This window comes from Alkalihalobacillus sp. NPDC127517, from assembly GCF_050276055.1.
GTDB lineage: Bacteria > Bacillota > Bacilli > Bacillales > Bacillaceae_D > Alkalicoccobacillus.
The window spans coordinates 25,135-48,841 of record NZ_JBNNQX010000001.1 but is presented as its reverse complement, the minus strand read 5'-3'; the positions used below and the strand labels follow the sequence as shown (position 1 = coordinate 48,841).

The window sequence follows — 23,707 nt, the reverse complement described above, 5'->3', positions numbered from 1 at the left end:
TAGCGAGGTCCGTGCTCAAAAAGGTGTAGAAAGCGCAAAAAAGCGAAATCCGTGCTCAAAAAGCATCTAGAATGTTCAAAAATGCTGAGATCACTCATTCTAAACATGATTATCTATAAAATTACCCAAAGCTCCAAGTCTTCTCATCCTGGTAGCGGGTTGTAAGCAGTAAACTTAAGATCATAGCTAATCCCGGCACCAACATACGACCTGCCCACATAAAAAAAGCAGCCACGCAGGCTGCTTTTCTTCGTTATTATTTCTGATCAGATGGAGAAGAGATCACTTGGTCAATTAGACCGTATTCTTTTGCACGTTCAGCTGTCATGAAGTTATCACGATCAGTGTCACGAGAAATGATGTCGATTGATTGACCAGTGCGCTCTGATAGGATTTCGTTTAGTTTCTCACGCATTTCGATGATACGACGAGCGTGGATTTCAATATCAGACGCTTGACCTTGTGTTCCACCTAATGGTTGGTGAATCATTACTTCACTGTTAGGGAGTGCAAGGCGTTTTCCTTTTGCTCCGGCTGCTAGTAGGAATGAACCCATAGATGCAGCCATACCGATGCAGATTGTTGATACATCTGGCTTAATGAAGTTCATTGTGTCGTAGATTGCCATTCCAGCTGTGATGGAACCACCTGGGCTATTAATATAAAGAGAGATATCTTTGTCTGGATCTTCTGCTTGTAGGAATAGTAATTGAGCAACGATTGAGTTTGCTACGTTATCGTCAATGGCACTTCCTAACATAATGATACGATCTTTTAAAAGACGAGAGTAGATATCATACGCGCGCTCGCCGCGGTTTGTTTGTTCAATAACTGTAGGGATGAGATTCATGGATCATTCCTCCTGTGAAATGTAATTTAAATTCAATTTACTGTTTGTCAGCTCTTTCATTGCTGTTATGTACATCATACCTATTAGGTCAGAGAAGGTCAAATATAAACCACTCTACACATATACATTCCCTATTCATTGCGTAATTCCTCTATTCATCATTTCCGTTTCTAAAAGAAGTTAAACCGTTAGTTATGAAAAGCTTGTTTGGTATACTGTGAATAGAAGCAAATAAATGGAGGGAACTCTTAATGGAGATTATTTTCTATTCAAAGGATCAGTGTTCTTTATGTGAAAAAGGTAAAAAGGTGTTAGATCAATTAAACATCAACTATCAAACCATTGATATTTATCAAGACGATGTTTTGCTTGAAACCTACATGTTTCGCATTCCAGTGGTGACGGTTAATGGACAAGTTGCCGATGAAGGAATCCTTTCATACGATACGTTAAAGGATTCAATTCAGTCTGCCACTCATGCTAACAGATTATCAAATGAAAAAAACTAAGCTAAAAAACTTGTCATTTTGGTGAACGATTGGTATGATGACTTTGTGGCAAACGTTTCGTGCGCATAAGTCGGGACGTAAAATGTCATCGCGGGACGTATTAGGTCCCTATCTGAGGAAGAGGTGCTGCGAAATGTTGAGAAAGCTGGTTAATATCCAAAAACAGCTAGTACCAGATTTAGTAGAAACCATGCAGAAGCGATACAGAATGCTACAGTTTGTTCATCTTAAACAACCGATTGGTCGAAGGTCGCTTTCCGTGAATCTTCAGCTTTCTGAACGTGTAGTTCGAGGTGAAGTCACCTTTCTGAAGGACCAACGTCTTATTTCATTTAATACGGCGGGAATGAGTTTAACAAGAGAAGGAGAAACTGTTCTTGTTCAGCTTGAGGAAATGATGAAGGAAATTCTCGGGTTACGTGCCCTTGAAACGGAGCTTGAACAAAAGCTTGGCGTGACAAAGGTCGTTATAGTGCCGGGAAATAGTGATGAAGAAGATTGGGTAAAGCAAGAGATGGGGCAGGCTTGTGTCCTTGAGCTAAAATCAATCATTATTCCAAGCTCAGTTGTTGCAGTAATGGGCGGAACGACGCTTGCTGCTGTTGCACAAATGATGACGCCTGATCCAAAGGTGAGTCAATCGATTTTTGTTCCAGCTAGAGGTGGGCTCGGAGAACGAGTTGAAAATCAAGCCAACACCATTAGCGCAGAATTCGCTGATCGAGCAGGAGCTGAATACAGGCTCATGCATGTTCCAGATCAGCTAAGTGAAGAAGCGTATTCTTCATTAGTACTTGAGCCTTCCGTCAAGGAAATTCTAGATTTAATTAAAACATCTCGAATTTTACTACATGGGATTGGTGATGCTACTAGAATGGCTGCCAGACGAAGCTCAGAAGAACCGTTTATGAATAAATTAAAACGGGAACACGCAGTAGCAGAGGCATTTGGTTATTACTTTAACCAAATGGGAGAGATTATTCACAAACAGCGGACAATTGGTCTTCAATTGGATGAGCTAGATGCAGGAAAGCATGTGATTTCTGTTGCAGGTGGTGCATCAAAAGCCAATGCCATAGCAGCTTACATGAAGCATCGACCAAGTGATGTTCTCATTACAGATGAGGCTGCAGCTAAAAGATTGCTTCACAATGAATAGGAAGAAAAGGGTTTTGCCCTTTTTGATAGATTAAGCTTTTTAATAGAAGTCAGGAGGAATTTAACATGGCAACAAAAATTGGTATTAACGGTTTTGGTCGTATTGGACGTAACGTATTCCGCACGGCTCTTAACAACCCTAACGTAGAGGTAGTAGCAATCAACGATTTAACGGATGCAAACATGCTTGCACACTTACTTAAGCATGACACGGTTCACGGTATCCTTGATGCTGACATTCAAGTAAAAGACAACTCTTTAGTTGTAAATGGTAAAGAAATCAAAGTTTCTGCTGAGCGTAACCCAGCTGAAATCGGATGGGATAAGCACGGAGTAGAAGTTGTAATTGAGTCTACTGGTTTCTTCACGAAGCGTGCTGACGCTGCGAAGCACATCGAAGCAGGAGCTAAAAAAGTTATCATTTCTGCACCAGCATCTGATGAGGATATCACAGTTGTTGTAGGTGTTAACGAAGACAAATACGATCCAGCAAGCCATGACGTTATCTCTAACGCATCTTGCACAACAAACTGCCTAGCACCATTTGCGAAAGTATTAAACGATCAATTTGGTATCCGTCGTGGACTTATGAACACTGTTCACTCTTACACGAACGACCAACAAATCCTTGATCTTCCGCACAAAGACTACCGTCGTGCGCGTGCTGCAGCTGAGAACATCATCCCAACTTCAACAGGAGCTGCTAAAGCAGTAGCACTAGTTCTTCCTGAACTTAAAGGTAAACTTAACGGAGCTGCAATGCGTGTTCCTACACCAAACGTATCTCTAGTTGACCTTGTTGTTGAACTTGATAAAGAAGTAACAGCTGAAGAAGTAAACGCTGCTCTTAAAGAAGCGGCTGAAGGTAACCTTAAAGGAATTCTTGGATACTCTGAAGATCCACTTGTATCTCAAGATTACAATGGTAACACTCATTCTTCTACAATCGACGCACTTTCTACAATGGTTATGGAAGGTAACATGGTTAAAGTTATCTCTTGGTATGATAACGAGACTGGTTTCTCAAACCGTGTCGTTGACTTAGTTGAATACATTGCTAGCAAAGGGCTATAATTAAGCGAGCGGCATAGAAGGGGAGGAGGGTCCAGAATCTGACTCCCCTTTCCGCTTGTCACAACATATGAATAGGAGGAGGTTCGTTATGAATAAACAAACCCTTCAAGACGTAACATTAACTGGGAAGCGTGTATTTGTGCGTGTTGACTTTAATGTTCCAATGAAAGATGGAGCAATCACGGATGAAACTCGTATCAAAGCAGCACTTCCAACGATTAAGCATTTAGTAGATCAAGGGGCAAAAGTCATTCTTGCTAGTCACTTAGGTCGTCCTAAAGGTGAAGCAGTTGAAGAGCTTCGTCTTAAGCCAGTTGCAGAGCGTCTGTCTGAGCTATTAGGTCAGCCTGTTGCAGCAAGTACTGAAGCTCGCGGTGAAGTAGCAGAAGCAGATGTAAGTAAGCTTGAGAATGGTGACATTCTATTGCTTGAAAACGTACGTTTCTATGCTGGTGAAGAGAAGAATGATGCTGAGCTTGCAAAAGAATTTGCTTCTTTAGCTGATTTTTATGTGAATGATGCATTTGGTGCAGCTCACCGTGCTCATGCTTCTACAGAAGGCATTGCAAAACACCTTCCTTCCGCAGCTGGTTTCTTAATGGAAAAAGAGCTTGAAGTGCTTGGACAAGCCTTAACGGAGCCTAAACGCCCATTCACAGCTATTATCGGTGGAGCGAAAGTAAAAGATAAGATTGGTGTTATTGACCATCTTCTTGATAAAGTAGATAATTTAATTATTGGTGGCGGACTTGCTTACACATTCGTAAAAGCATTAGGTCACGAAGTTGGGTTGTCACTACTTGAAGAAGACAAAATCGATCTTGCTAAAACCTTCATGGAAAAAGCGAAGAAAAATGGCGTGAACTTCTATATGCCTCAAGATGTATTAGTAGCTGATGATTTCTCAAATGATGCCAATACAAAGATTGTGCCAATTAGTGAAATTCCATCTGATTGGGAAGCATTAGATATCGGTCCAAAAACTCAAGATACATACAAGAGTGTGGTTTCTGAATCTGCGCTTGTCATCTGGAATGGACCTATGGGAGTGTTTGAAATTGAAGCATTCGCTAGTGGGACAAAGGCTGTAGCTACAGCTCTTGCAGATAGCACTGATACGTATTCCGTTATTGGTGGAGGAGATTCAGCAGCTGCTGTTGAAATGTTTGGACTGGCAGACAAAATGAGCCATATCTCTACTGGCGGAGGCGCGTCATTAGAGTTTATGGAAGGGAAAGACCTTCCAGGCGTTGTCGCTCTTTCAGATAAAGAGTAATTAATTACGAGAGGTGATGAACCATGCGTAAACCAATTATTGCAGGAAACTGGAAAATGAACAAAACACTCTCTGAAGCAAAATCTTTTGCCGAAGAAGTAAAAGCAAAGCTGCCTAGCTCTGAGTCTGTTGACTCTGTTGTTTGTGCACCTGCTCTTTTCTTACAAAGCTTAGTGGAAGCAGCAGAAGGTACAGATTTAAAGGTAGGAGCTCAAAATGCTTACTTTGAAACAAGTGGAGCGTTCACTGGTGAAATTAGCCCATCAGCACTTGCTGATCTAGGTGTTCACTATGTGGTTTTAGGCCACTCTGAACGTAGAGAATTGTTTGGAGAAACAGACGAACTCATTAACAAAAAAGTTCATGCTGCTCACGAACAAGGTGTAACTCCAATTCTTTGCTGCGGTGAAACATTAGAAGAGAAAGAAGCAAACCGTACAAATGAAGTTCTTCACGAGCAAATTACAAAAGGTCTTGAGGGACTTTCTGAAGAGCAAGTGAAAAACACGGTTATCGCTTATGAGCCAGTTTGGGCAATTGGAACTGGGAAATCTTCTTCTTCTGAAGATGCAAATGAAGGCTGCGGATACATCCGTACCGTTGTTGCAGAAGCATTCACACACCAAGTATCTGATGCTGTACGTATTCAATATGGCGGTAGCGTAAAACCTGCTAACATTGCTGAATACATGGCGCAAACTGATATTGATGGAGCTTTAGTTGGAGGAGCGAGCTTAGAGCCAGCTTCATTCCTTGAGCTTCTGGAGGCGGTAAAATGAGTAAGAAACCCGTTGCTCTGATTATCCTAGATGGCTTTGGTTTAAGGGACGAAACCAAAGGCAACGCGGTAGAGCAGTCGAAAAAACCTAATTATGATCGGTACATCAATGAATTCCCCCATGCAACACTCAAAGCAGACGGGGAAGCAGTTGGCTTACCAGATGGTCAAATGGGGAACTCAGAGGTTGGACACTTAAATATTGGTGCTGGCCGTATCGTTTATCAAAGTTTAACAAGAGTAAATCTAGCTATCCGTGAAGGTGAGTTTTTTGAAAATCAAACGTTCCTTGATGCCATTGATCATGTAAATGAAAAGGGAACCGCTCTTCATTTATATGGCTTGTTATCTGACGGAGGCATTCATAGTCACATTGAGCACTTGTTTGCACTCTTAGATTTAGCTAAGCGTAAAAATGTGAAAAAAGTATACATTCACGGCTTTCTTGATGGGCGCGATGTAGCTCCAACAAGTGCGGAAACCTACCTTCGTTCACTTCAAGAAAAGCTTGATGAAATAGGCATTGGTGAGCTTGCTACTGTGCACGGCCGCTATTATGCAATGGATCGCGACAAGCGTTGGGATCGTTTAGAGAAATCATACCGCGCCATGGTTTATGGTGATGGACCTTCATATGAAAATGCTCTAGATGTACTCGAAGATAATTACAAAAACGAAATCCATGATGAGTTCGTGATTCCTTCTGTGTTGACGGACAAAGAAGGTAAACCAGTAGCGACTGTTCAGGATAACGATGCTGTGATTTTCTTTAACTTCCGACCTGACCGTGCAATCCAATTATCACAAGTATTCACAAACGAAGACTTTAGAGGATTTGATCGTGGAGATAAGTTTCCAAAGCATCTACACTTTGTGTGCTTAACAAAGTTTAGTGAGTCTGTTGATGGATTTGTAGCCTTCAAACCAACAAATCTTGATAACACTCTTGGAGAAGTTCTTTCACAACAAAATCTTCGGCAGCTTCGAATTGCTGAAACAGAGAAATACCCTCATGTTACGTTTTTCTTTAGCGGTGGACGTGAGCAGGAATTCCCTGGTGAATCTCGCATTTTAATCGATTCACCTAAAGTAGCAACATATGATTTACAACCTGAAATGAGTGCATATGAAGTAACAGATGCATTGGTTTCTGACATTGAAGCGGACAAGCACGATGCGATTATCTTAAACTTCGCAAACCCTGACATGGTCGGCCATTCAGGAAAGCTTGAACCAACAATTAAAGCCATTGAAGCAGTAGACGAATGTCTTGGAAAAGTAGTAGACGCAATCCTTGAAAAAGGTGGCGCGGCCATCATTACCGCTGATCACGGGAATGCTGATGAAGTCGTTACACTTGAAGGAAATCCAATGACAGCTCACACAACAAATCGTGTGCCAGTCATTGTAACTGAAAAGGGCGTTACACTACGCGAGGATGGTATTTTAGCTGACCTTGCACCAACTGTTCTTCAATTACTTGATGCAAAACAACCAGAAGAAATGACTGGAAAGACGTTAATAAAATAAACCAACCATTAAGGGAGATGATTAGCTTGACTATGATTACTGATATTCATGCCCGTGAAGTTCTTGATTCACGTGGTAACCCAACAGTAGAAGTAGAAGTATATGTAGAATCTGGAGCAATGGGACGTGCCCTTGTACCAAGTGGCGCATCTACAGGAGAATACGAAGCAGTAGAACTTCGTGACGGTGGAGACCGTTTCATGGGCAAAGGTGTATTAACAGCTGTTGCTAACGTTAACGACATTATTGCACCTAAATTAATCGGTGTTGACGCAATGGACCAACTTGGAATCGATCAGCTTCTTCTTGAGCTTGACGGTACAAAAAACAAAGCAAAATTAGGTGCTAACGCAATCCTTGGTGTTTCTATGGCTGTTGCTCACGCTGCTGCTAAAGCGCTTGGTATTCCTTTATACGTATACCTTGGTGGATTCAGCGCAAAAACTCTTCCAGTACCAATGATGAACATCATCAACGGTGGAGAGCACGCTGATAACAACGTAGATATTCAAGAATTCATGATCATGCCAGTTGGAGCTGATAGCTTCAAGCACGCTGTTCAAATCGGTGCGGAAATCTTCCACAACCTTAAATCAGTTCTTAAATCTAAAGGCTACAACACTGCAGTTGGAGACGAGGGTGGATTTGCTCCTAACTTATCTTCAAATGAAGAAGCACTTCAAACTATCATTGAAGCCATTGAAAAAGCTGGTTACAAGCCAGGTGAAGAAGTACAACTTGCAATGGACGTTGCCTCTTCTGAGTTATTCAACAAAGAAGATGGTAAATACCATCTTTCTGGAGAAGGTAAAGTATTATCTTCTGAAGAACTTGTTACATTCTATGAAGATCTTGTTTCTAAATACCCAATCATCTCGATTGAAGATGGCCTAGACGAAAACGACTGGGAAGGTCACAAGCTATTAACTGAAAAGCTTGGGGACAAAGTACAGCTTGTTGGTGATGACTTGTTTGTTACAAACACTGAAAAGCTTGCTGAAGGGATTGAAAAAGGAATCTCTAACTCAATCCTTATTAAAGTTAACCAAATCGGTACGCTTACTGAAACATTTGAAGCAATCGAAATGGCTAAACGCGCTGGTTACACAGCAGTTATCTCTCACCGTTCTGGTGAAACTGAAGATGCAACAATTGCTGATATCGCAGTTGCTACAAACGCTGGTCAAATTAAAACGGGTGCACCATCTCGTACAGATCGCGTAGCGAAATACAACCAATTGATTCGTATTGAAGACGAGCTTGCTGACGTATCTGTATACGGCGGACGTAAGTCTTTCTACAATCTTTCTAAGTAATAACAGGTGAAACCCACTCACAGAGGTGAGTGGGTTTTTCTACTTTTTGCTAGGGGAAATGTAACTATTGCTCGGGAAATAGATGAGATGCTGTAGAATGTCGTGGAAATTAGCTATTAAATGACTTATACACAATTTTTACTAAAGTAGATTGAATTGATTACGTGGTTATGGTAGATTAAAATTAGCGTAAAATGTGCTTGGAGGTGGATTTTTTGCAATTAGTACTTATGGTATTATTAGTGATTGTTTCAATCGCTTTAATTACGGTTGTTGTACTTCAATCAGGTAAGAGTGCCGGTTTGTCTGGAGCAATCTCAGGTGGTGCTGAGCAGTTACTAGGTAAACAAAAAGCCAGAGGAGTAGACTTAGTTCTTCATAGAGCAACAATTGTCCTAGCTGTACTATTCTTTATCTTGGCTGTTGCTCTTGGTTACTTCTTATAATAGATCCATACTCGACCACTCCATTTCACTTGAAGTAATGGAGTGGTTCTTTTTATTTATCCGATGTATTCCTCTGTATCCATGACTTTGATTGTACCAGACCAGTCAAGTAGGGTTGCAATGAAGTCTCGAATGTCTAATCCAGGCATCTCGTAGGTTTGATCAGTATTAACTGTAGCGGAGGCATCTTCTATAAATGTGACCTGATACCCCTTTTCATGAGCAATAATGCTGTTAAACAAACAACAGTATTCCACATTAAAACCAGTAACAACAAGTTGTGTGATTTGATTCGTTTTCAAATACTCGTCAAGATCTGTTTGTAAAAAAGCACTAGGCTGCTGTTTCTCAATAATTTTATGAGTGAATGATTGAAGCGAAGCATGTAATTCCCCAGAATGTGTCTGGTCTGTTATTAGACTCTTTTCATTTGAATCAATATGTCTTGTCATGATGACAACTCCTTGTTGCTGTTGAAAGTAATTAGCAAGTAATTGATTACGAGATAACACTTCACTGAAGTCGCCTGCTTCTGTAAAACCGTTTTGGATATCGAGCATAAGTAGAGCTGATTTCATTGCTTCATCCTCCATTTTTCTCTTATTTAGATCTTTTCTTCCAACTATAATATAATTAGGAGTGGATGGGAATCAATCAACTCGTTTTTGCGATGAGTATCATTGTTTTAGGTTTGGTTATTGGCGGAATGCTAAGAGTGATGGCTGAAAAACAATATACGCCTAGTTGGTTTCCTTTATCGGCATTTTTGTTTTATTGTATTCGAGTTGTCTTACTAGGGATGAACCCTATTATTCTAGTGGGGGCTTTTTGGTCTGCTGAATTAACAGATGGGAATCTCGTTTTTCTACCACTACTCGGAGTGCTGACAATTGTACTAGGTGGGTTATTGGGTATCCTGTTATCAAAAATGTTTTCTCTTAACAAGCCGCAAACAGGTGCGATGTTTGTGACGGGATCCTTTATCAATTTAGGAACGTTTGGCTCACTTTTTTGTGTGATGCTTCTTGGGGAAAAAAGCTTAGCTTATGTTGCGATGTTTAGACTGTTTGAGGAATTATTCTATTACACGGTTTGTTATCCAGTTGCTAAAAGATATGGTGTTTCTCAAAATGAAGGTAGGTATAGGGGATGGCGTTCTATCATTCGAGACCCCTTTATTATGGTGACCTTTCTCTCAATTGTCATTGGTGGCATGTTAAATGTCTCGGGTTTAGAACGAATTGATGGCTATGGTCAAATGATACAAATTCTTGTACCGCTTACCGCCATTCTCTTGCTGATTCCAGTAGGTTTTTCAATGAGAATCAAATCGGTACGGAAGCATTTATTACTAAGCGTGTCGCTATCATTGGTAAAAGGCTTATTGGTTCCTCTTCTAGTTGTCAGTGCAGCACTTGCGCTCGGATTGGGAAGCATATACGACGGTTATATTGTTCAAGTCATCCTTATCTTATGTATGATGCCAACAGCTGTTTCTGCTTTAGTGCCTCCTCAGCTTTATCGACTTGATGTTGATTTGGCGAATTCAAACTGGTTGGTGAATACTTGTCTTTTAGTAATATACATACCTCTGCTTTATGTAGTTATTCCATTAATTTAAACGCTTTCTGCTAATTATTCTGTTATAATGCTAACAAAGATAACAAAAGTGAACGTTGACGAGGTGGAAGAATGGGCCATAGAAAGATAACCATGCAAGTGATTGCTGATACGGTAGGAGTGTCGAAGTATGTGGTATCAAAGACATTAAACAGCAAACCAGGTGTAAGTGAAGCAACAAGAAAGAAAATATTATTTGCAGCTAAGCAATTAGGTTACTTAAAAGAAGGTACGAATCCAAATCAGGGTTTAAATAATGAAAAAGTAGAAGTTGAAAATGGGTATGTTCTTGTTTTCTTGCCAAACCAGCAATACCAAAACATTACCTACACATATTGGGGAACGGTGTTTCAAGGTGTGTCTGCTAGTATTCAGTCTAAAAAAGCCGGGATGATTGTTATCTCCAACGAAATGGACTTATCTAAAAAAGTCGATCTTACGAATTTAATTGGAATTATCACACTTGGTACGTTGGATGAACAAACGCTTGTCGCCTTATCTGACTATGGTTTACCAATGGTAATGATTGATCACGAGGATAAGATGATGCGTGCAGATAGCTTGTTTATGAATAATCGGAATGGGATTGAACGAGTGACGGATCATCTAATTGGCTTAGGACATAAGCGCTTAGCTTTTGTTGGGCAAGTGAATTATTCTACCAGTTTTTTTGATCGGTGGTTAGGATATCGAACATCTGTTGAACAAGCGGGTCTTGATCGGTTATCGACTTTAATGGATATCGAATATCATGACGATATGGAAATAGCCATTCAACATGAGATTGATGTATGGAAGCGGAACAAGGTAGAATTCCCAACTGCTTTTGTGTGTGCAAATGATCACATTGCTAGGCGTGTCATCAATTTACTTGATCGGAACGGCTACACCTGTCCAAAAGATGTATCGGTTACGGGGTTTGATTTATTAGATGAAGAAGAAGGTAAGAAGCCTTCACTTACTACCGTTCAGGTCTTAAAACAAATGATCGGGCAACGTGCAGTGGAACGTTTGGTATGGAGATTACAGCATCCTGAATATCCTTCGGAGAAAATATTAATTGCGGGTGAGATGTTGTTAAAAGAATCTGTTGATGTACCAAGGAATCGGTGAGCTAGCGCTCATCGATTTTTTATTTTTATTAAATTAAGCGTTTACATTAATCGTTAGTAGTGATATGTTTTAGTTATAAATAACAACTTAAGATAACAAAAATAACAAATAAGGGGAGTTATTATGAAGAAGCTTACTCAAAAATCGTTATTAGTCTTAGGAAGTGCCGGACTTGCAGTTAGTTTAGCAGCGTGTTCATCAGGATCGAGTTCTGATGGAGGCGGTAGTGATAGTGGAGGCGATGTTACGTTAACGATGTGGCTTTGGCCAGGAATGGGCTTTGCTGAAAAGGCTAAGCAGTACGAAGAAGAAAATCCGGGAATTAAGATTGATATTCAAGAAGCAGAATATGCAGATGCTCATCAGAATTTAATTACTGCACTTGCAGCAGGTTCAGGAGCTCCTGATATCTCTGGAGTCGATGAAGGTTACTTAGAACGAATCAAAGAGAGTAGCGATATGTTTTACGACTTGTCTGAATACGGTGCACAGGACTTGGAAAGCGACTATCTTGATTGGAAGTGGAAACAAGCCTCTTCTGATGATGGGTCGGTAATAGGAATTCCAACAGATATAGGACCGATGGCTATGGCGTATCGGGTTGATCTGTTTGAAGAAGCGGGTCTTCCGACAAACCCGGATGAAGTGAATCAAGTACTTGGAACTTGGGATCAATACATTGAAGCAGGCAAACAGTTAAAAGAACAGACGGGCTCATTTATGTTCAGTGATGTAGCTGATATGTATTCTGCGATCAGAGAGCAAGGAGATAAGCAATACTTTGAGACAGATGGCACACTCATCCTAGAAGACAGCCCTCAAATCCAAAAGGCCTGGGATAAATCGGTTGAAGCGATTGATATTCAAGCGAATATCGAACGAGGCACACCAGAGTGGGGAGCAGCTCTAGCAAATGGAGATTTTGCAACAGTTTTCTTACCGCCATGGATGCTTCAAAACATTAAAAATGATGCACCGGATACATCAGGACTTTGGGACATTGCTCTTATGCCTGAGGGTTCAGGAAACTGGGGAGGTTCATTCCTTACCGTACCAAAGCAGAGTGATCATCCAGAGGAAGCGTACGAATTTATTACTTGGTTAATGTCTCCTGAGAACCAGCTTGATATTTTCAAAGAAAATGGAAACTTCCCATCTACACCAGGAATTTATGATGATCCTGCGGTTCAAGAGCTAGATGATGAATTCTTTATCCGTAAAGATATTGGTGCGATCTATGCTGAAGCTGCGACACTTGTTCAAGATGTGTATCGTGCTCCGATGACAGCGCCAATTAATACGATTATGCAGGATGCGCTTGGTTCCATTGCGGATGGGGTGTCCACACCTGAAGCTGCTTGGGATAAAGCCTTAGAAGAGGTAGATAGACAGGTCTCTCGTTAACAGGATGGATAACAGCGTAGGAGAGATCTTACGCTGTTTCTTATGAAAATTAGAAAGGATGAAGATGATGGGCACTCCAACAAACGTGCAACAAGCTACACCACCCGCACCCCGCGCGCCAAAGAGAAAGTATAACCAACGGGTTCGTGACCGAATCTCAGGTTATCTGTATATTTCTCCGTTCTTTTTACTGTTTGGTGTCTTTGGGATGTTTCCACTTATTTTCACAGCGTATCTATCTTTTCATAAATGGAACATTCTCGGCGAACGAGAGTTTATTGGATTTGCAAACTATGTAGGGTTATTTACAAATGACCCGTTGTTTTGGAAGTCAGTGGGAAATACATTTAGTATTTGGGCACTCTCGACGATACCACAGCTGTTTGTCGCATTAATTTTGGCATTTATTCTAAACCAGGCCTTTTTGAAAGGCAAAAGTCTTTTCAGGTTAGCTGTGTTTATGCCGAACGTGACGTCAATTGTTGCAGTAACCATTGTGTTCTCTGCTATTTTTGGTACTCAGTACGGAATCATCAACTATGTTCTTAGCATGATTGGGATTGATCCGGTTAACTGGAAGGGTTCCTACTTTGGAACGCATGTTGCGATCTCTCTAATGGTCATGTGGAGATGGGTCGGGTATAACACGATCATTTATCTAGCGGGCCTTCAAAGTATTCCGAAAGACTTATATGAAGCAGCAACGATTGATGGGGCTACTAAAGTTCAGCAATTCTTTTATATCACCATTCCAATGGTTCGACCAATTATCATTTTTACCGTTCTCTTATCATCCATTGGTGGAATGCAAGTATTTACAGAGCCATTAATCTTTGGTGCGGGTTCAGAGTCTCAAGGTCTAACAATGACTCTTTACTTATACCAAGAAGCATTTGAACGATTCTCATTTGGATACGCAGCAGCAATTGCATGGGTGTTGTTCCTCATTATCATTCTTGTTTCGCTATTAAATATGTTCTTAACCAAACGGATAAAGTCTGCATAAAAGGAGTGACATGACTATGAAAGAAGTTGGACAAAGAAAAGGGCCTAAAGTGTTGTTATATACCTTTTTGGTCATCAGTTCCTTATTATCGCTGTTCCCTTTTTACTGGATGTTTGTCATCGGTTCAAATACGACCTCTTCTGTTAATCAGTTCCCACCGGCGATGTTACCGGGAACTCATTTTATTGAAAATGCGATGAACGTGTTTGATCGCATCGACTTTTTTGGAGCGATGTTTAATTCCTTTTTTATCTCATCAACTGTTACGTTATCTGTTTTATTCTTTAGTTCACTCGCTGGTTTTGCTTTTGCCAAGCTGCAGTTTGAAGGGAAAAATCTCTTATTTGTTTTCTTACTAGCAACGATGATGATACCGCCTCAATTAGGATTGATTCCATCCTTTATGATCATTAGTAGTCTTGGATGGATTGATACGCTACAAGCGGTTATTGTACCAGCGATGGTCAGTGCATTTGGAGTCTTTTGGATGCGACAGTACATTTCAACTGCCATTCCTGATGAGCTACTAGAAGCGGCTAGAATGGATGGGTGCAGCACATTCAGGACGTATTGGAATATTGTACTTCCTACTGTGAAACCAGGGCTTGCCACACTTGGAATCGTTACGTTTATGAACACGTGGAACGATTTTCTCTGGCCGTTGGTTGTTTTAAAAGATCGCAGTGTACACACGATTCAAATTGCGTTACGGACGTTAAATGACGTCTTTTATACGGATTATTCAATGATCCTAGCTGGAACCTTTATGGCAACACTTCCGATCTTAATTGTATTTATTTTATTCAGTCGTTACTTTATCGCAGGTCTTACTGAAGGTGCTGTGAAAAACTAGAAGTAAAGGGGTTCGATCATGAGTATTTTGTTTTTCTATGATTCTACGTTTCCATTTGATGGCGTGCGCCCGTCTGAAAACCAACTTGCTAGCCTCCAAGACATTGCAAACACCGATGAGTTGGAGTTGGCGCTTGCGAGTGGTAACTACCAGACCCTTGTACATTTACACGGTTCCTATTTTCCGAAAGACCATTGGCATACGATCTTGCGTTTCCTCCAAGGCGGAGGAGGGCTTGTCCATGTAGGGGATATTCCTTTTCGCTTTCCTGTTTATAAAGAAGAGGGTGAATGGAAGATTGAAGTGGAGCAAACAGCTTATCATCAGCACCTAAATATACATGAAGCCCTGAAGGTTAATCATTCTAAAGTACGTGAGCTTGTAAGTTCAGCTGATCGTCCAATGCTTGATGGTCTTGAAAAAGCCTTTTCGATTCAACCGACATATGGTTTTGTTTTGCACCCGACAAAGCAGGATGATCAACCACATGAAAATGGGTCAAGTGGACCGATGGATGCGCATATCTACCCAATGCTTAAAGGGATTTCAGAGGAAGGTAGAGAGATTTCGGCTCCTGTTGTATTAATTGAAAATACAAAGGGTTCATTTGCAGGTGGACGTTGGATGTTTATTAATCAACGGACGGATGATGTGTTTTGGGAGCATGGAGTAGAGGTGCTTAATGAGTCTGCGCGCTATACGTCTGAGGGCGTAACGGAAATTTGGGTAAAACCAGGGTATGCCAGCTACTACCCAGGTGAGACTCCAACTCTAACGATACAACTTCAAAGCCTGGCTCACATAAAAGGAAAGCAATGGACGATGCAGCTGCATGTTCTAAAGGATGGATCTGATGAGATCAGCTATCAGGAGGTATTTACGTTTGATGAGTCGAGAGAATGGTCAAGTCTCAGAAGAACGATGCCGTTTCAGGTGGAGGAGGGCTTCTACACTATCCATGTTAAAGCCCTTTCATCAACGGGAGAGGTTATCCATTTTAACCAAGGATTTTGGGGATTCTCAGAAACCTTACTGCAAGAAGGTTCACCGCTAATTGCAGGCCGAGATTATTTTGAGAAAGACGGTAAACCATTCCCGGTTGTTGGTATGACCTATATGACATCGGATGTGGCGAGGAAGTTCCTCTTTATGCCGAATGCGCTTGTCTGGGATCAAGACATGGAACAAATGAGAGAGGCGGGCATTAATCACATCCGATCGGGCATTTGGACGGCATGGAGACAAGTGATGTATGTTGATGGCCACCCGTATGAAGAAGTACTTCGTGCAATCGATGCGTTTGTTTTAACCGCTAAAAAGAACGACCTTGACCTATGCTTCACATTCTTTGCGTTCACGCCAGAGATGTGGGAAGGAAAGAACCCGTATCTCGATCCAAGAAGTCTGGACGCACAGAAACGATTTATTGCGGCGATTGTATCTAGATACAAAAAGGCTACGCACTTGCATTGGGACCTCATTAACGAGCCATCAATGTTTGATCCGAAACGAATCTTCTCGGGGCCACGTTCAGCTAGAGATTCATTTGAGATCAAGGCATTTCAAGAATGGACAAAGGATAAGTACGGTACGATTCGTAAGGTTCAAGAAGTATGGAATTATTCATCTGTAGAATTGAGTAGCTTTGAAGATGTCATGCCTCCTGAACCAGAGGATATGAATTTTGACATACAAGATATGAGAAACCCAGCAAAGAATTTAATTTGGCGTGACTACACTTTATTTACGATGGATATGCACAATAGGTGGGCGCAGGAGCTATCAAAAATCATTCAAACAATAAATAGCGACCGTTTGATCACTGTTGGTCAAGATGAGGCATTACGTTCTCAACGACCTACTCCTTTTTTCTATGAGTCTGTTGTTGATTACACAACGAATCACACATGGTGGCAGATGGATCATCTTGTATGGGACGGCGTGTTTACAAAAACACCTTTCAAACCGAATCTAGTGCAGGAAACAGGCATTATGTATCTGGAGCAACCAGATGGCCTCGCAAAACGCTCAGAGGAAGAGTTGAGAAATATTCTAGAGCGCAAGTATGCCTATGCATTTTCAACAGGAGGAGCCGGTGCGGTGCAGTGGCTTTGGAATACAAACTTCTATATGGATAATGTGAACGAGTCTAACATTGGAGCGCTTCGTGCAGATGGAACCGAGAAGCCGGAAGCGGATGTATCCTATGATTTTGGTGCATTTATAAATGAAGCAAAAGAGCTCTTCGTTGATCGGAAACTTGAAGAAGTGGCGGTTGTCTATCCGTATTCAAACGACTTTTCTACTCGCAAGCTTGCGTTTGAGGCAACAACAAAAGCAGTGCGCACGCTGTCGTACGAATGTAATGTTCATGCGCGGGGATTTAGCGAGTACCATTTACACGATCTGTGTAAGGACAAACCGAAGCTTGTTATTGTTCCGAGTGCGCATAATTTTAGTGACCATGCATTTGACCAGCTCCTGGAGTACGCGAATCAAGGAGGGACGGTTCTTTACACAGGACCACTTCGGTTAAATGAAAGCTGGAAAACGTCGGAACGACTGAAAATAGAGCTTGGTGATTCCACCCTCTTAAATGTGTTGCGAGAGGAATCGTTAATGCTTGGAGATCAGGCACTTCCAGTGAGCTTTGGGGAACGGAAGATTGCAGAGTTGTCTAAGGAGCAATTGAACGATGCGAAAGGAAATGCTGTAAAAATATTAACTGTTGGGCAAGGGACGTTCATTTGGAGTCCTTTACCTATAGAGCTAAACGACCGAGTTGAAACCGTGAAAGCACTATACGGTTTTGCTCTTCAACAAGCGTTTGTCGGTGAAGAACTTATTTGGAAAAAAGGTGGCGATCATCCTGGTGTATATGGACGAAGACTTTCGTTTGCCCAAGGTGACTTGTATATCTTTGTATCTGAATGCGCCGGTGATGTGGAAGTTGAAGTGACTAATCCAGTCCTTGATCGGACCTATTCTATCGCACTAGAACAAGAGCGTTCTGTGTTGTTCTGTACCGATGCAAAGGGTGAAGTGATGGCAACCTATCGACCTAAGGAAGTTACCGTGCAGTCGGAAGGGTTAAGGGTATAAGAGAGTGAACAGTGAGCGTGGTCGATGCTCACTGTTTTTTTGTGTGTGGGGGAGAGGGGAGTGGAACATTAAACTCCCGCATACCATGTGTGGAAAGCAGATAAATAGGGAAAATAAACGTAAAAGGATACAATAGCTGGAGGGAGGCGAATACAGAAAATGAAATTAGGTGTATTAGATCAAGTCCCTCTATCTAAAGGTCAGACTGTAACCGAAAAAATGCAAGAAACGATAAAGATGGCTACGCTTGCTGAGAAGCTGGGGTATACTAGATATTGGTTTGCTGAACATCATGGAACAAAGGGCATGCAAAGTACGGCGCCTGAGATCTTAATGGCAGCTATTGCAGCTAAAACAGAGACCATTCGAGTAGGTTCTGGAGGCATATTGCTTCCTCAATATAGTCCTTTTAAAGTAGCTGAGGTAACGAAACAGCTTGAATCCGTATTTCCGGGCAGGGTTGATGTAGGGCTGGGACGATCTCCTGGTGGGACACCGGCGTTGCGTCGGGCACTGATGGATGGTACACCTCGAAGCTTAGATGATTTTTGGCGACAAATGGATGATCTCATCCATTATGTCAGAGACACTTTACCGCGTAGCCATCCGAATACGGGGGTTAAAGCGGCCCCAATACTAGAAACCCCACCTCCACTTTGGATTCTAGGATTAGGTGAAAATAGTGCTGAGCAAGCGGCGAAGCGTGGGCTAGGGTATGTGTTTGGACATTTTATTAAGTCAGCACGTGGGGAACAGGCGATGCGAACCTATCGCGAGCACTTTACACCGAATGAGTGGTCCAAAACGCCTCAAATGCTTGCTGCTGTGTTTGTGGTTTGTGCCGAAACAGATGAAGAGGCTGAGCGCTTAGCAAGTAGTCAGGATCTTTGGCTGCTTCGTGTTGAAAAAGGGCTTGATAGCCGTATTCCTTCCATTGAAGAAGCAAGCGGGTATCAGTATACAGATGAAGACTACAAGCGTATGATACATAACCGGACGCGAACGATCATTGGTTCACCAAAAACGGTGCGTGAGCAGTTAGGTAAGCTCGCCGAACAATATGGAATGGATGAATTTTTAATTCTATGTAATATCCATTCATTCACTGATCGCCTCCGTTCGTATCAACTCGTATCAGAGGCTCTGAACATAAAATAGTGATTTTATGAAAAAGGAGTGGAGAAACCATGATCGGTTGTCTATGTATTCATGGCTTTACAGGTAAACCGTGGGAAATTGAACCAATTGCTGAATCGTTGCGAAAACAAAAAGGGTGGCTGGTATACGCTCCTACTCTACCTGGGCATGGCCCAGATGAGGATTTACGAGAGGTTACGTATCAAGAGTGGCTTTATATGGTTGAAGTCGCGACACTAGAGCTCATCAAACGGTGTGAAGAAGTGTACGTTATTGGATTTTCAATGGGCGGCCTTTTAGCTTGTTATATTGCTGCTAAATATGAGATAAAGAAACTGGTTCTATTAAGTGCGGCAGCCTATTATTTAAATCCTCCTATGCTGCTTGAAAGTGTAAGGGCGGCGGTTCACATCAGACTAACGGGGCAAGCAGAACCAGATCAGCTTGTTGACTTGTATACACATAAGATGACGCATACGCCAATGGCTGCTGTTCGTCAGTTTATGACGGCGGTAAAAAAGATTCGTCCATACATTCGTCATGTGCATACGCCCGTTTTAATTATTCAAGGGGAAAAGGATGCGTTAGTTCCTAGGAAGAGTTCGGAATTTTTGTTTCGAACCATTGCATCCGAGGAGAAACACATTCATTATTTAAAAGATGGACGACACATGATTTGTCATGGCTTTGAAAAGGATCAATTAATGATTCTTATACATGATTTTTTATTGGATCAGATCGATCGAAAGGATGAACAACATGAAATTAGTAGCACCTAAGCCATTTTTCTTTGAAGGGGGTAAGCGCGCAGTCTTACTCCTGCATGGCTTTACTGGAACAACAGCAGATGTACGTATGATTGGTCGCTTTCTACAAAAGGAGGGGTATACCTCATATGCCCCGCTTTATAAGGGACACGGGGTCCCACCGGAAGAGTTGGTGCAAACAGGTCCTGAAGACTGGTGGAGTGATGTTGAAGCCGGTTATCAATTTTTAAAAGATAAAGGCTATGACGAGATCGCTGTTTGCGGTTTATCACTCGGAGGGGTATTCTCTTTGAAAATCGGTTACACTTTACCTGTAAAGGGTATCGTATCAATGTGTGCTCCGGTAAGAGCCAAAACAGAGGATGCGATTTATAATGGTATGCTTGAGTATGCAGAAGCATACAAAAAACGTGAACAAAAATCAGAGAGTGAAATCCAGGAAGAGATGGATGCGTTCAAACAGCTTCCGATGGATACACTATTTAAACTAAAAGAGTTAATGGACGATGTAAGAAGCCAGCTAGATTTTATTTATTCGCCACTCTTTGTTGTACAAGCAAGAAACGATGGCATGATTGATACAAATAGCGCAAACATTATTCATGATGAAGCTGAGTCAGTTGACAAACAGCTGAAATGGTACGAGCACTCAGGTCATGTCATTACACTTGGGGATGAGAAGGAGCAGCTCCATCAGGATGTTCTTAACTTTCTTGATTCATGTGATTGGGATCAATAGCTTAGTGCAGGGACAGATAGAACGGGCAAATGGAAGAAACGAAAGGAGTACGAAAAAATGAATGAAGAATTAGTAGTCAAACTCACTCACTATTTTAAAGATGTAGCAGAAAAGCCGCTATCTGTCTCGGAATTAGAAGTGGCGTTTCCCACTAGAGATAGTGATGAATTTAAAGAGCTTGTTAAAGTATTAAATGAGATGGAACGCAGAGGTATTCTTGTGCAGACAAGAACCAATCGATACGGTGTACCTGAGAAAATGAACCTAACAAGAGGTAGACTTCAAGCGCACGCAAAAGGTTTTGGATTTGTTATTCCTGAGGAACAAGGGGAGACAGACATCTACGTAAGCGCGGAAGACATGGAAGGTGCGATGAATGGCGACACCGTTCTTGTTCGACTCCATTCTAAATCATCAGGTTCGAGGCAAGAAGGGAAAATCATTCGGATCGTTGAGCGCGGGTCTACCGATATTGTTGGTGAATATCTAGATTACGAAGCCTATGGAATGGTACGAGCGGACGACAAGCGAATTCCTGATGATATTTTAATACCAAAAGGAAAAGAAAAAGGAGCAGTCGCTGGTCATAAAGTTGTTATTGAGATTACAAAGTATCCAAAAGGCCGCGCCGGTGCTGAAGGGGAAGTAAAGCAAGTACTCGGTCATAAAAATGATCCTGGAATGGACATCCTAAGTATTATTTATAAGCATGGCATTCCTTTAGCCTTCCCAGATGAGGCACTTAAGCAAGCAGAAGATGTGGGAGAGACCATTGACCCCGCTGCGATTGAAGGGCGCCGTGATTTACGCGATGAGACAATCGTTACCATTGATGGTGCGGATGCTAAAGACTTGGATGATGCCGTTCAAGTGAAACAGCTTGATAACGGAAACTATGTACTTGGTGTTCATATTGCTGACGTGACTCATTACGTCACAGAAGGCTCACCAATCGATGTGGAAGCAGCTGAGCGTGGAACAAGTGTATACTTGGTTGACCGAGTCATTCCGATGATTCCACATCGCCTTTCAAATGGGATTTGTTCATTGAATCCTCAGGTGGATCGATTAACTCTATCTTGTGAGATGGAATTTGATGCTCAAGGCAAAGTAGTAAAGCACGACATTTTTGAAAGTGTTATTCGTACAACAGAACGTATGACCTACCAAGATGTTAATTCAATCCTGTTAAACACTGATGATGAGGTTCGTGAGAAATATAAAGAACTGATTCCTTTCTTCGAGCGTATGGAAAAGCTTGCAGCCATTCTTCGTAACAAACGTACAGAGCGTGGTGCAATTGACTTTGATTTTAAAGAAGCAAAGGTCATTGTTGATGAAGAAAGTAAGCCAGTTGACGTGGCTATTCGTGAGCGTTCCGTTGCTGAAAAGCTGATTGAAGAATTTATGCTTGCAGCAAACGAAACGATTGCTGAGCATTTCCACCGTCTGGACCTTCCTTTCGTGTATCGAATTCACGAGGATCCTAAAACGGAAAAGCTTGAGAAGTTTATGGAGTTTATCACAACCTTTGGGTACGTTGTACGTGGAACAGCAAACACAGTGCACCCACGCGCCTTACAGAAGCTTTTAGCTGAAGTCAAAGGTGAGCCGGAAGAAGCTGTGATTAGTACATTAATGCTTCGTTCCATGCAGCAGGCGAAGTATGACCCGAACAGTGTAGGACACTTTGGTTTATCAACAGAATTCTATACTCATTTCACATCGCCGATTCGTCGTTATCCTGACTTAATCGTACACCGATTGATTCGTACGTATTTAATCAAAGGAAAAATCGATACGGCCACTCAAGACTATTGGAAAGAAAAGCTTCCTGAGATTACAAAGCATTCTTCTGAAATGGAACGCCGTGCTGTGGATGCAGAGCGTGACACTGACAGTGCGAAAAAGGCTCAGTACATGGAAGATAAGATTGGCGAAGTGTTTGAGGGAATTGTTAGTGGTGTGACCAACTTCGGACTCTTTGTAGAGCTTGAAAACACCATTGAAGGACTTGTTCATGTTAGCTATCTCACAGATGACTACTATCATTACGATGAAAAGCAATTTGCCATGATTGGAGAACGAACAGGTAAGATGTTCCGTATCGGTGATGAAGTAGAAATTCGTGTGGTCCAAGTGAATGTGGAAGAAGCATCCATAGACTTTGAACTGACAGGCATGAAAGCGCGAGCGCCACGTGCTCCGAAAAGTCGTCCAAAAGTAATCGACGGTGGAAAGCGTAAGCAACGCCCTGGAAAGAATGCACGTAAACCACTAAAAACAGCTGGTTCAAGAGAAAGCAAACCAAGTGAAGGCTCGTCCTCAACAGGCAATCGTAAAAAGAAAAAGCCGTTTTATGAAAATGCTCCAGGAGCAAAGCGCAAAAAAGGTAAACGGAAAAAGCGTTCATAGCTGATAGCCCCAATTGACGTTCACTTAAAGCCTTTGCTAAGATAGATGCACGAAGAGAATTTGAGGTGCGGACAATGGCAAAACCAAAAACAGATGATAATCTAGTCGCTCAAAATAAAAAAGCCAGACATGATTACTTTGTAGAAGAAACATTCGAAGCTGGAATGGTCCTTCAAGGAACAGAAATCAAATCCATGCGAGCAGGGCGAATGAACCTTAAAGATTCATTTGCTCGCATCCGTAATGGAGAGGTTTACCTCCATAATGCGCATATTGCGGAATATGAGCAGGGAAACCGATTTAACCACGAGCCAACACGTGCTCGCAAATTGTTGCTGAAGAAAAAAGAGATCAGTCAGCTGATTGGACAAACGCAACAGCAAGGCTATTCCCTAGTCCCGCTTAAAGTCTATATCAAAAACGGCTTTGCGAAAGTACTGCTAGGAGTAGCAAAAGGGAAAAAGAACTACGATAAGCGTGATACCCTTCGTCGTCAGGACGCAAAACGCGAAGTCGATCGTGCACTAAAGGAAAGATTTAACGGATAGCATATTTGTGGATTTTGTCCGCTGATTATGTTATTATTAGAGTTCCGAGGCACTTGAACTCGGAAC

The 23,707-nt window shown here is 41.8% G+C and carries 21 protein-coding genes; 19 read left to right on the top strand and 2 right to left on the bottom strand.

The features are described from left to right. Window positions 1-256: 256 nt before the first annotated feature. A complete protein-coding gene (clpP, locus tag ACQKKO_RS00240; RefSeq protein WP_479823290.1) occupies window positions 257-850 on the bottom strand; it encodes an ATP-dependent Clp endopeptidase proteolytic subunit ClpP in 594 nt (197 codons plus the stop codon). Window positions 851-1,101: 251 nt separating this feature from the next. Here clpP and ACQKKO_RS00235 point away from each other — a divergent pair, with 251 nt between their 5' ends. From ACQKKO_RS00235 to secG, 8 genes are all read left to right on the top strand, one after another. Further along, entirely contained in the window at window positions 1,102-1,359 is a 258-nt protein-coding gene (locus ACQKKO_RS00235) for a glutaredoxin family protein (protein WP_498643177.1), read from the top strand. Between the two features lie 136 nt (window positions 1,360-1,495). Continuing rightward, entirely contained in the window at window positions 1,496-2,518 is a 1,023-nt protein-coding gene (locus tag ACQKKO_RS00230) for a sugar-binding transcriptional regulator (protein ID WP_498643769.1), read from the top strand. 65 nt (window positions 2,519-2,583) lie between these two features. Continuing rightward, entirely contained in the window at window positions 2,584-3,591 is a 1,008-nt protein-coding gene (gene gap / locus ACQKKO_RS00225; protein WP_498643176.1) for a type I glyceraldehyde-3-phosphate dehydrogenase, read from the top strand. Between the two features lie 88 nt (window positions 3,592-3,679). Next, window positions 3,680-4,867, top strand: a complete 1,188-nt coding sequence (locus ACQKKO_RS00220) for a phosphoglycerate kinase (RefSeq protein ID WP_498643175.1) — start codon at window positions 3,680-3,682, stop codon at window positions 4,865-4,867. Between the two features lie 23 nt (window positions 4,868-4,890). Beyond that, window positions 4,891-5,646 carry a triose-phosphate isomerase gene (tpiA, locus tag ACQKKO_RS00215; RefSeq protein WP_498643174.1) on the top strand — a complete coding sequence of 252 codons (756 nt, stop codon included), beginning with the start codon at window positions 4,891-4,893 and terminating at the stop codon, window positions 5,644-5,646. After that, window positions 5,643-7,175: a 2,3-bisphosphoglycerate-independent phosphoglycerate mutase gene (gene gpmI, locus ACQKKO_RS00210; RefSeq protein WP_498643173.1), complete on the top strand. Its 1,533-nt coding sequence runs from the start codon at window positions 5,643-5,645 to the stop codon at window positions 7,173-7,175. The genes tpiA and gpmI overlap by 4 nt, the downstream gene beginning before the upstream one ends. Before the next feature lie 32 nt (window positions 7,176-7,207). Beyond that, entirely contained in the window at window positions 7,208-8,491 is a 1,284-nt protein-coding gene (eno, locus tag ACQKKO_RS00205) for a phosphopyruvate hydratase (RefSeq protein WP_498643767.1), read from the top strand. 194 nt (window positions 8,492-8,685) lie between these two features. After that, window positions 8,686-8,937, top strand: a complete 252-nt coding sequence (gene secG, locus ACQKKO_RS00200) for a preprotein translocase subunit SecG (RefSeq protein ID WP_498643172.1) — start codon at window positions 8,686-8,688, stop codon at window positions 8,935-8,937. A 56-nt stretch (window positions 8,938-8,993) separates the two neighbouring features. On the opposite strand, the gene ACQKKO_RS00195 is transcribed toward secG, so the two are convergent. Beyond that, window positions 8,994-9,515 (bottom strand): isochorismatase family protein, encoded by a 522-nt coding sequence (locus tag ACQKKO_RS00195; RefSeq protein ID WP_498643171.1) that lies wholly within the window; start codon window positions 9,513-9,515, stop codon window positions 8,994-8,996. 65 nt (window positions 9,516-9,580) lie between these two features. Here ACQKKO_RS00195 and ACQKKO_RS00190 point away from each other — a divergent pair, with 65 nt between their 5' ends. The 11 genes from ACQKKO_RS00190 (at window position 9,581) to smpB (ending at window position 23,641) form a co-directional block, all read left to right on the top strand. Continuing rightward, a complete protein-coding gene (locus ACQKKO_RS00190; protein WP_498643170.1) occupies window positions 9,581-10,558 on the top strand; it encodes an AEC family transporter in 978 nt (325 codons plus the stop codon). A 71-nt stretch (window positions 10,559-10,629) separates the two neighbouring features. Continuing rightward, window positions 10,630-11,670 (top strand): LacI family DNA-binding transcriptional regulator, encoded by a 1,041-nt coding sequence (locus ACQKKO_RS00185; protein ID WP_498643169.1) that lies wholly within the window; start codon window positions 10,630-10,632, stop codon window positions 11,668-11,670. Between the two features lie 123 nt (window positions 11,671-11,793). Further along, window positions 11,794-13,074, top strand: coding sequence for an extracellular solute-binding protein (locus tag ACQKKO_RS00180; RefSeq protein WP_498643168.1), 1,281 nt, complete (start codon window positions 11,794-11,796; stop codon window positions 13,072-13,074). Window positions 13,075-13,141: 67 nt separating this feature from the next. Continuing rightward, window positions 13,142-14,080, top strand: coding sequence for a carbohydrate ABC transporter permease (locus ACQKKO_RS00175; protein WP_498643167.1), 939 nt, complete (start codon window positions 13,142-13,144; stop codon window positions 14,078-14,080). A gap of 16 nt (window positions 14,081-14,096) precedes the next feature. Then, on the top strand, window positions 14,097-14,933 hold the full coding sequence (locus ACQKKO_RS00170; RefSeq protein ID WP_498643166.1) for a carbohydrate ABC transporter permease: 837 nt from the start codon (window positions 14,097-14,099) through the stop codon (window positions 14,931-14,933). A gap of 18 nt (window positions 14,934-14,951) precedes the next feature. Further along, window positions 14,952-18,035, top strand: a complete 3,084-nt coding sequence (locus tag ACQKKO_RS00165) for a beta-galactosidase (protein ID WP_498643165.1) — start codon at window positions 14,952-14,954, stop codon at window positions 18,033-18,035. Window positions 18,036-18,194: 159 nt separating this feature from the next. Then, complete coding sequence (locus ACQKKO_RS00160) at window positions 18,195-19,193, top strand: LLM class flavin-dependent oxidoreductase (protein ID WP_498643164.1); 999 nt, start codon at window positions 18,195-18,197, stop codon at window positions 19,191-19,193. Between the two features lie 29 nt (window positions 19,194-19,222). Continuing rightward, complete coding sequence (locus ACQKKO_RS00155) at window positions 19,223-19,951, top strand: alpha/beta hydrolase (protein WP_498643163.1); 729 nt, start codon at window positions 19,223-19,225, stop codon at window positions 19,949-19,951. Then, entirely contained in the window at window positions 19,932-20,678 is a 747-nt protein-coding gene (locus tag ACQKKO_RS00150; RefSeq protein ID WP_498643162.1) for an alpha/beta hydrolase, read from the top strand. The genes ACQKKO_RS00155 and ACQKKO_RS00150 overlap by 20 nt, the downstream gene beginning before the upstream one ends. A gap of 57 nt (window positions 20,679-20,735) precedes the next feature. Further along, complete coding sequence (gene rnr / locus ACQKKO_RS00145; protein WP_498643161.1) at window positions 20,736-23,093, top strand: ribonuclease R; 2,358 nt, start codon at window positions 20,736-20,738, stop codon at window positions 23,091-23,093. 74 nt (window positions 23,094-23,167) lie between these two features. Then, window positions 23,168-23,641: an SsrA-binding protein SmpB gene (gene smpB, locus ACQKKO_RS00140; RefSeq protein WP_498643160.1), complete on the top strand. Its 474-nt coding sequence runs from the start codon at window positions 23,168-23,170 to the stop codon at window positions 23,639-23,641. Window positions 23,642-23,707 lie beyond the last annotated feature (66 nt).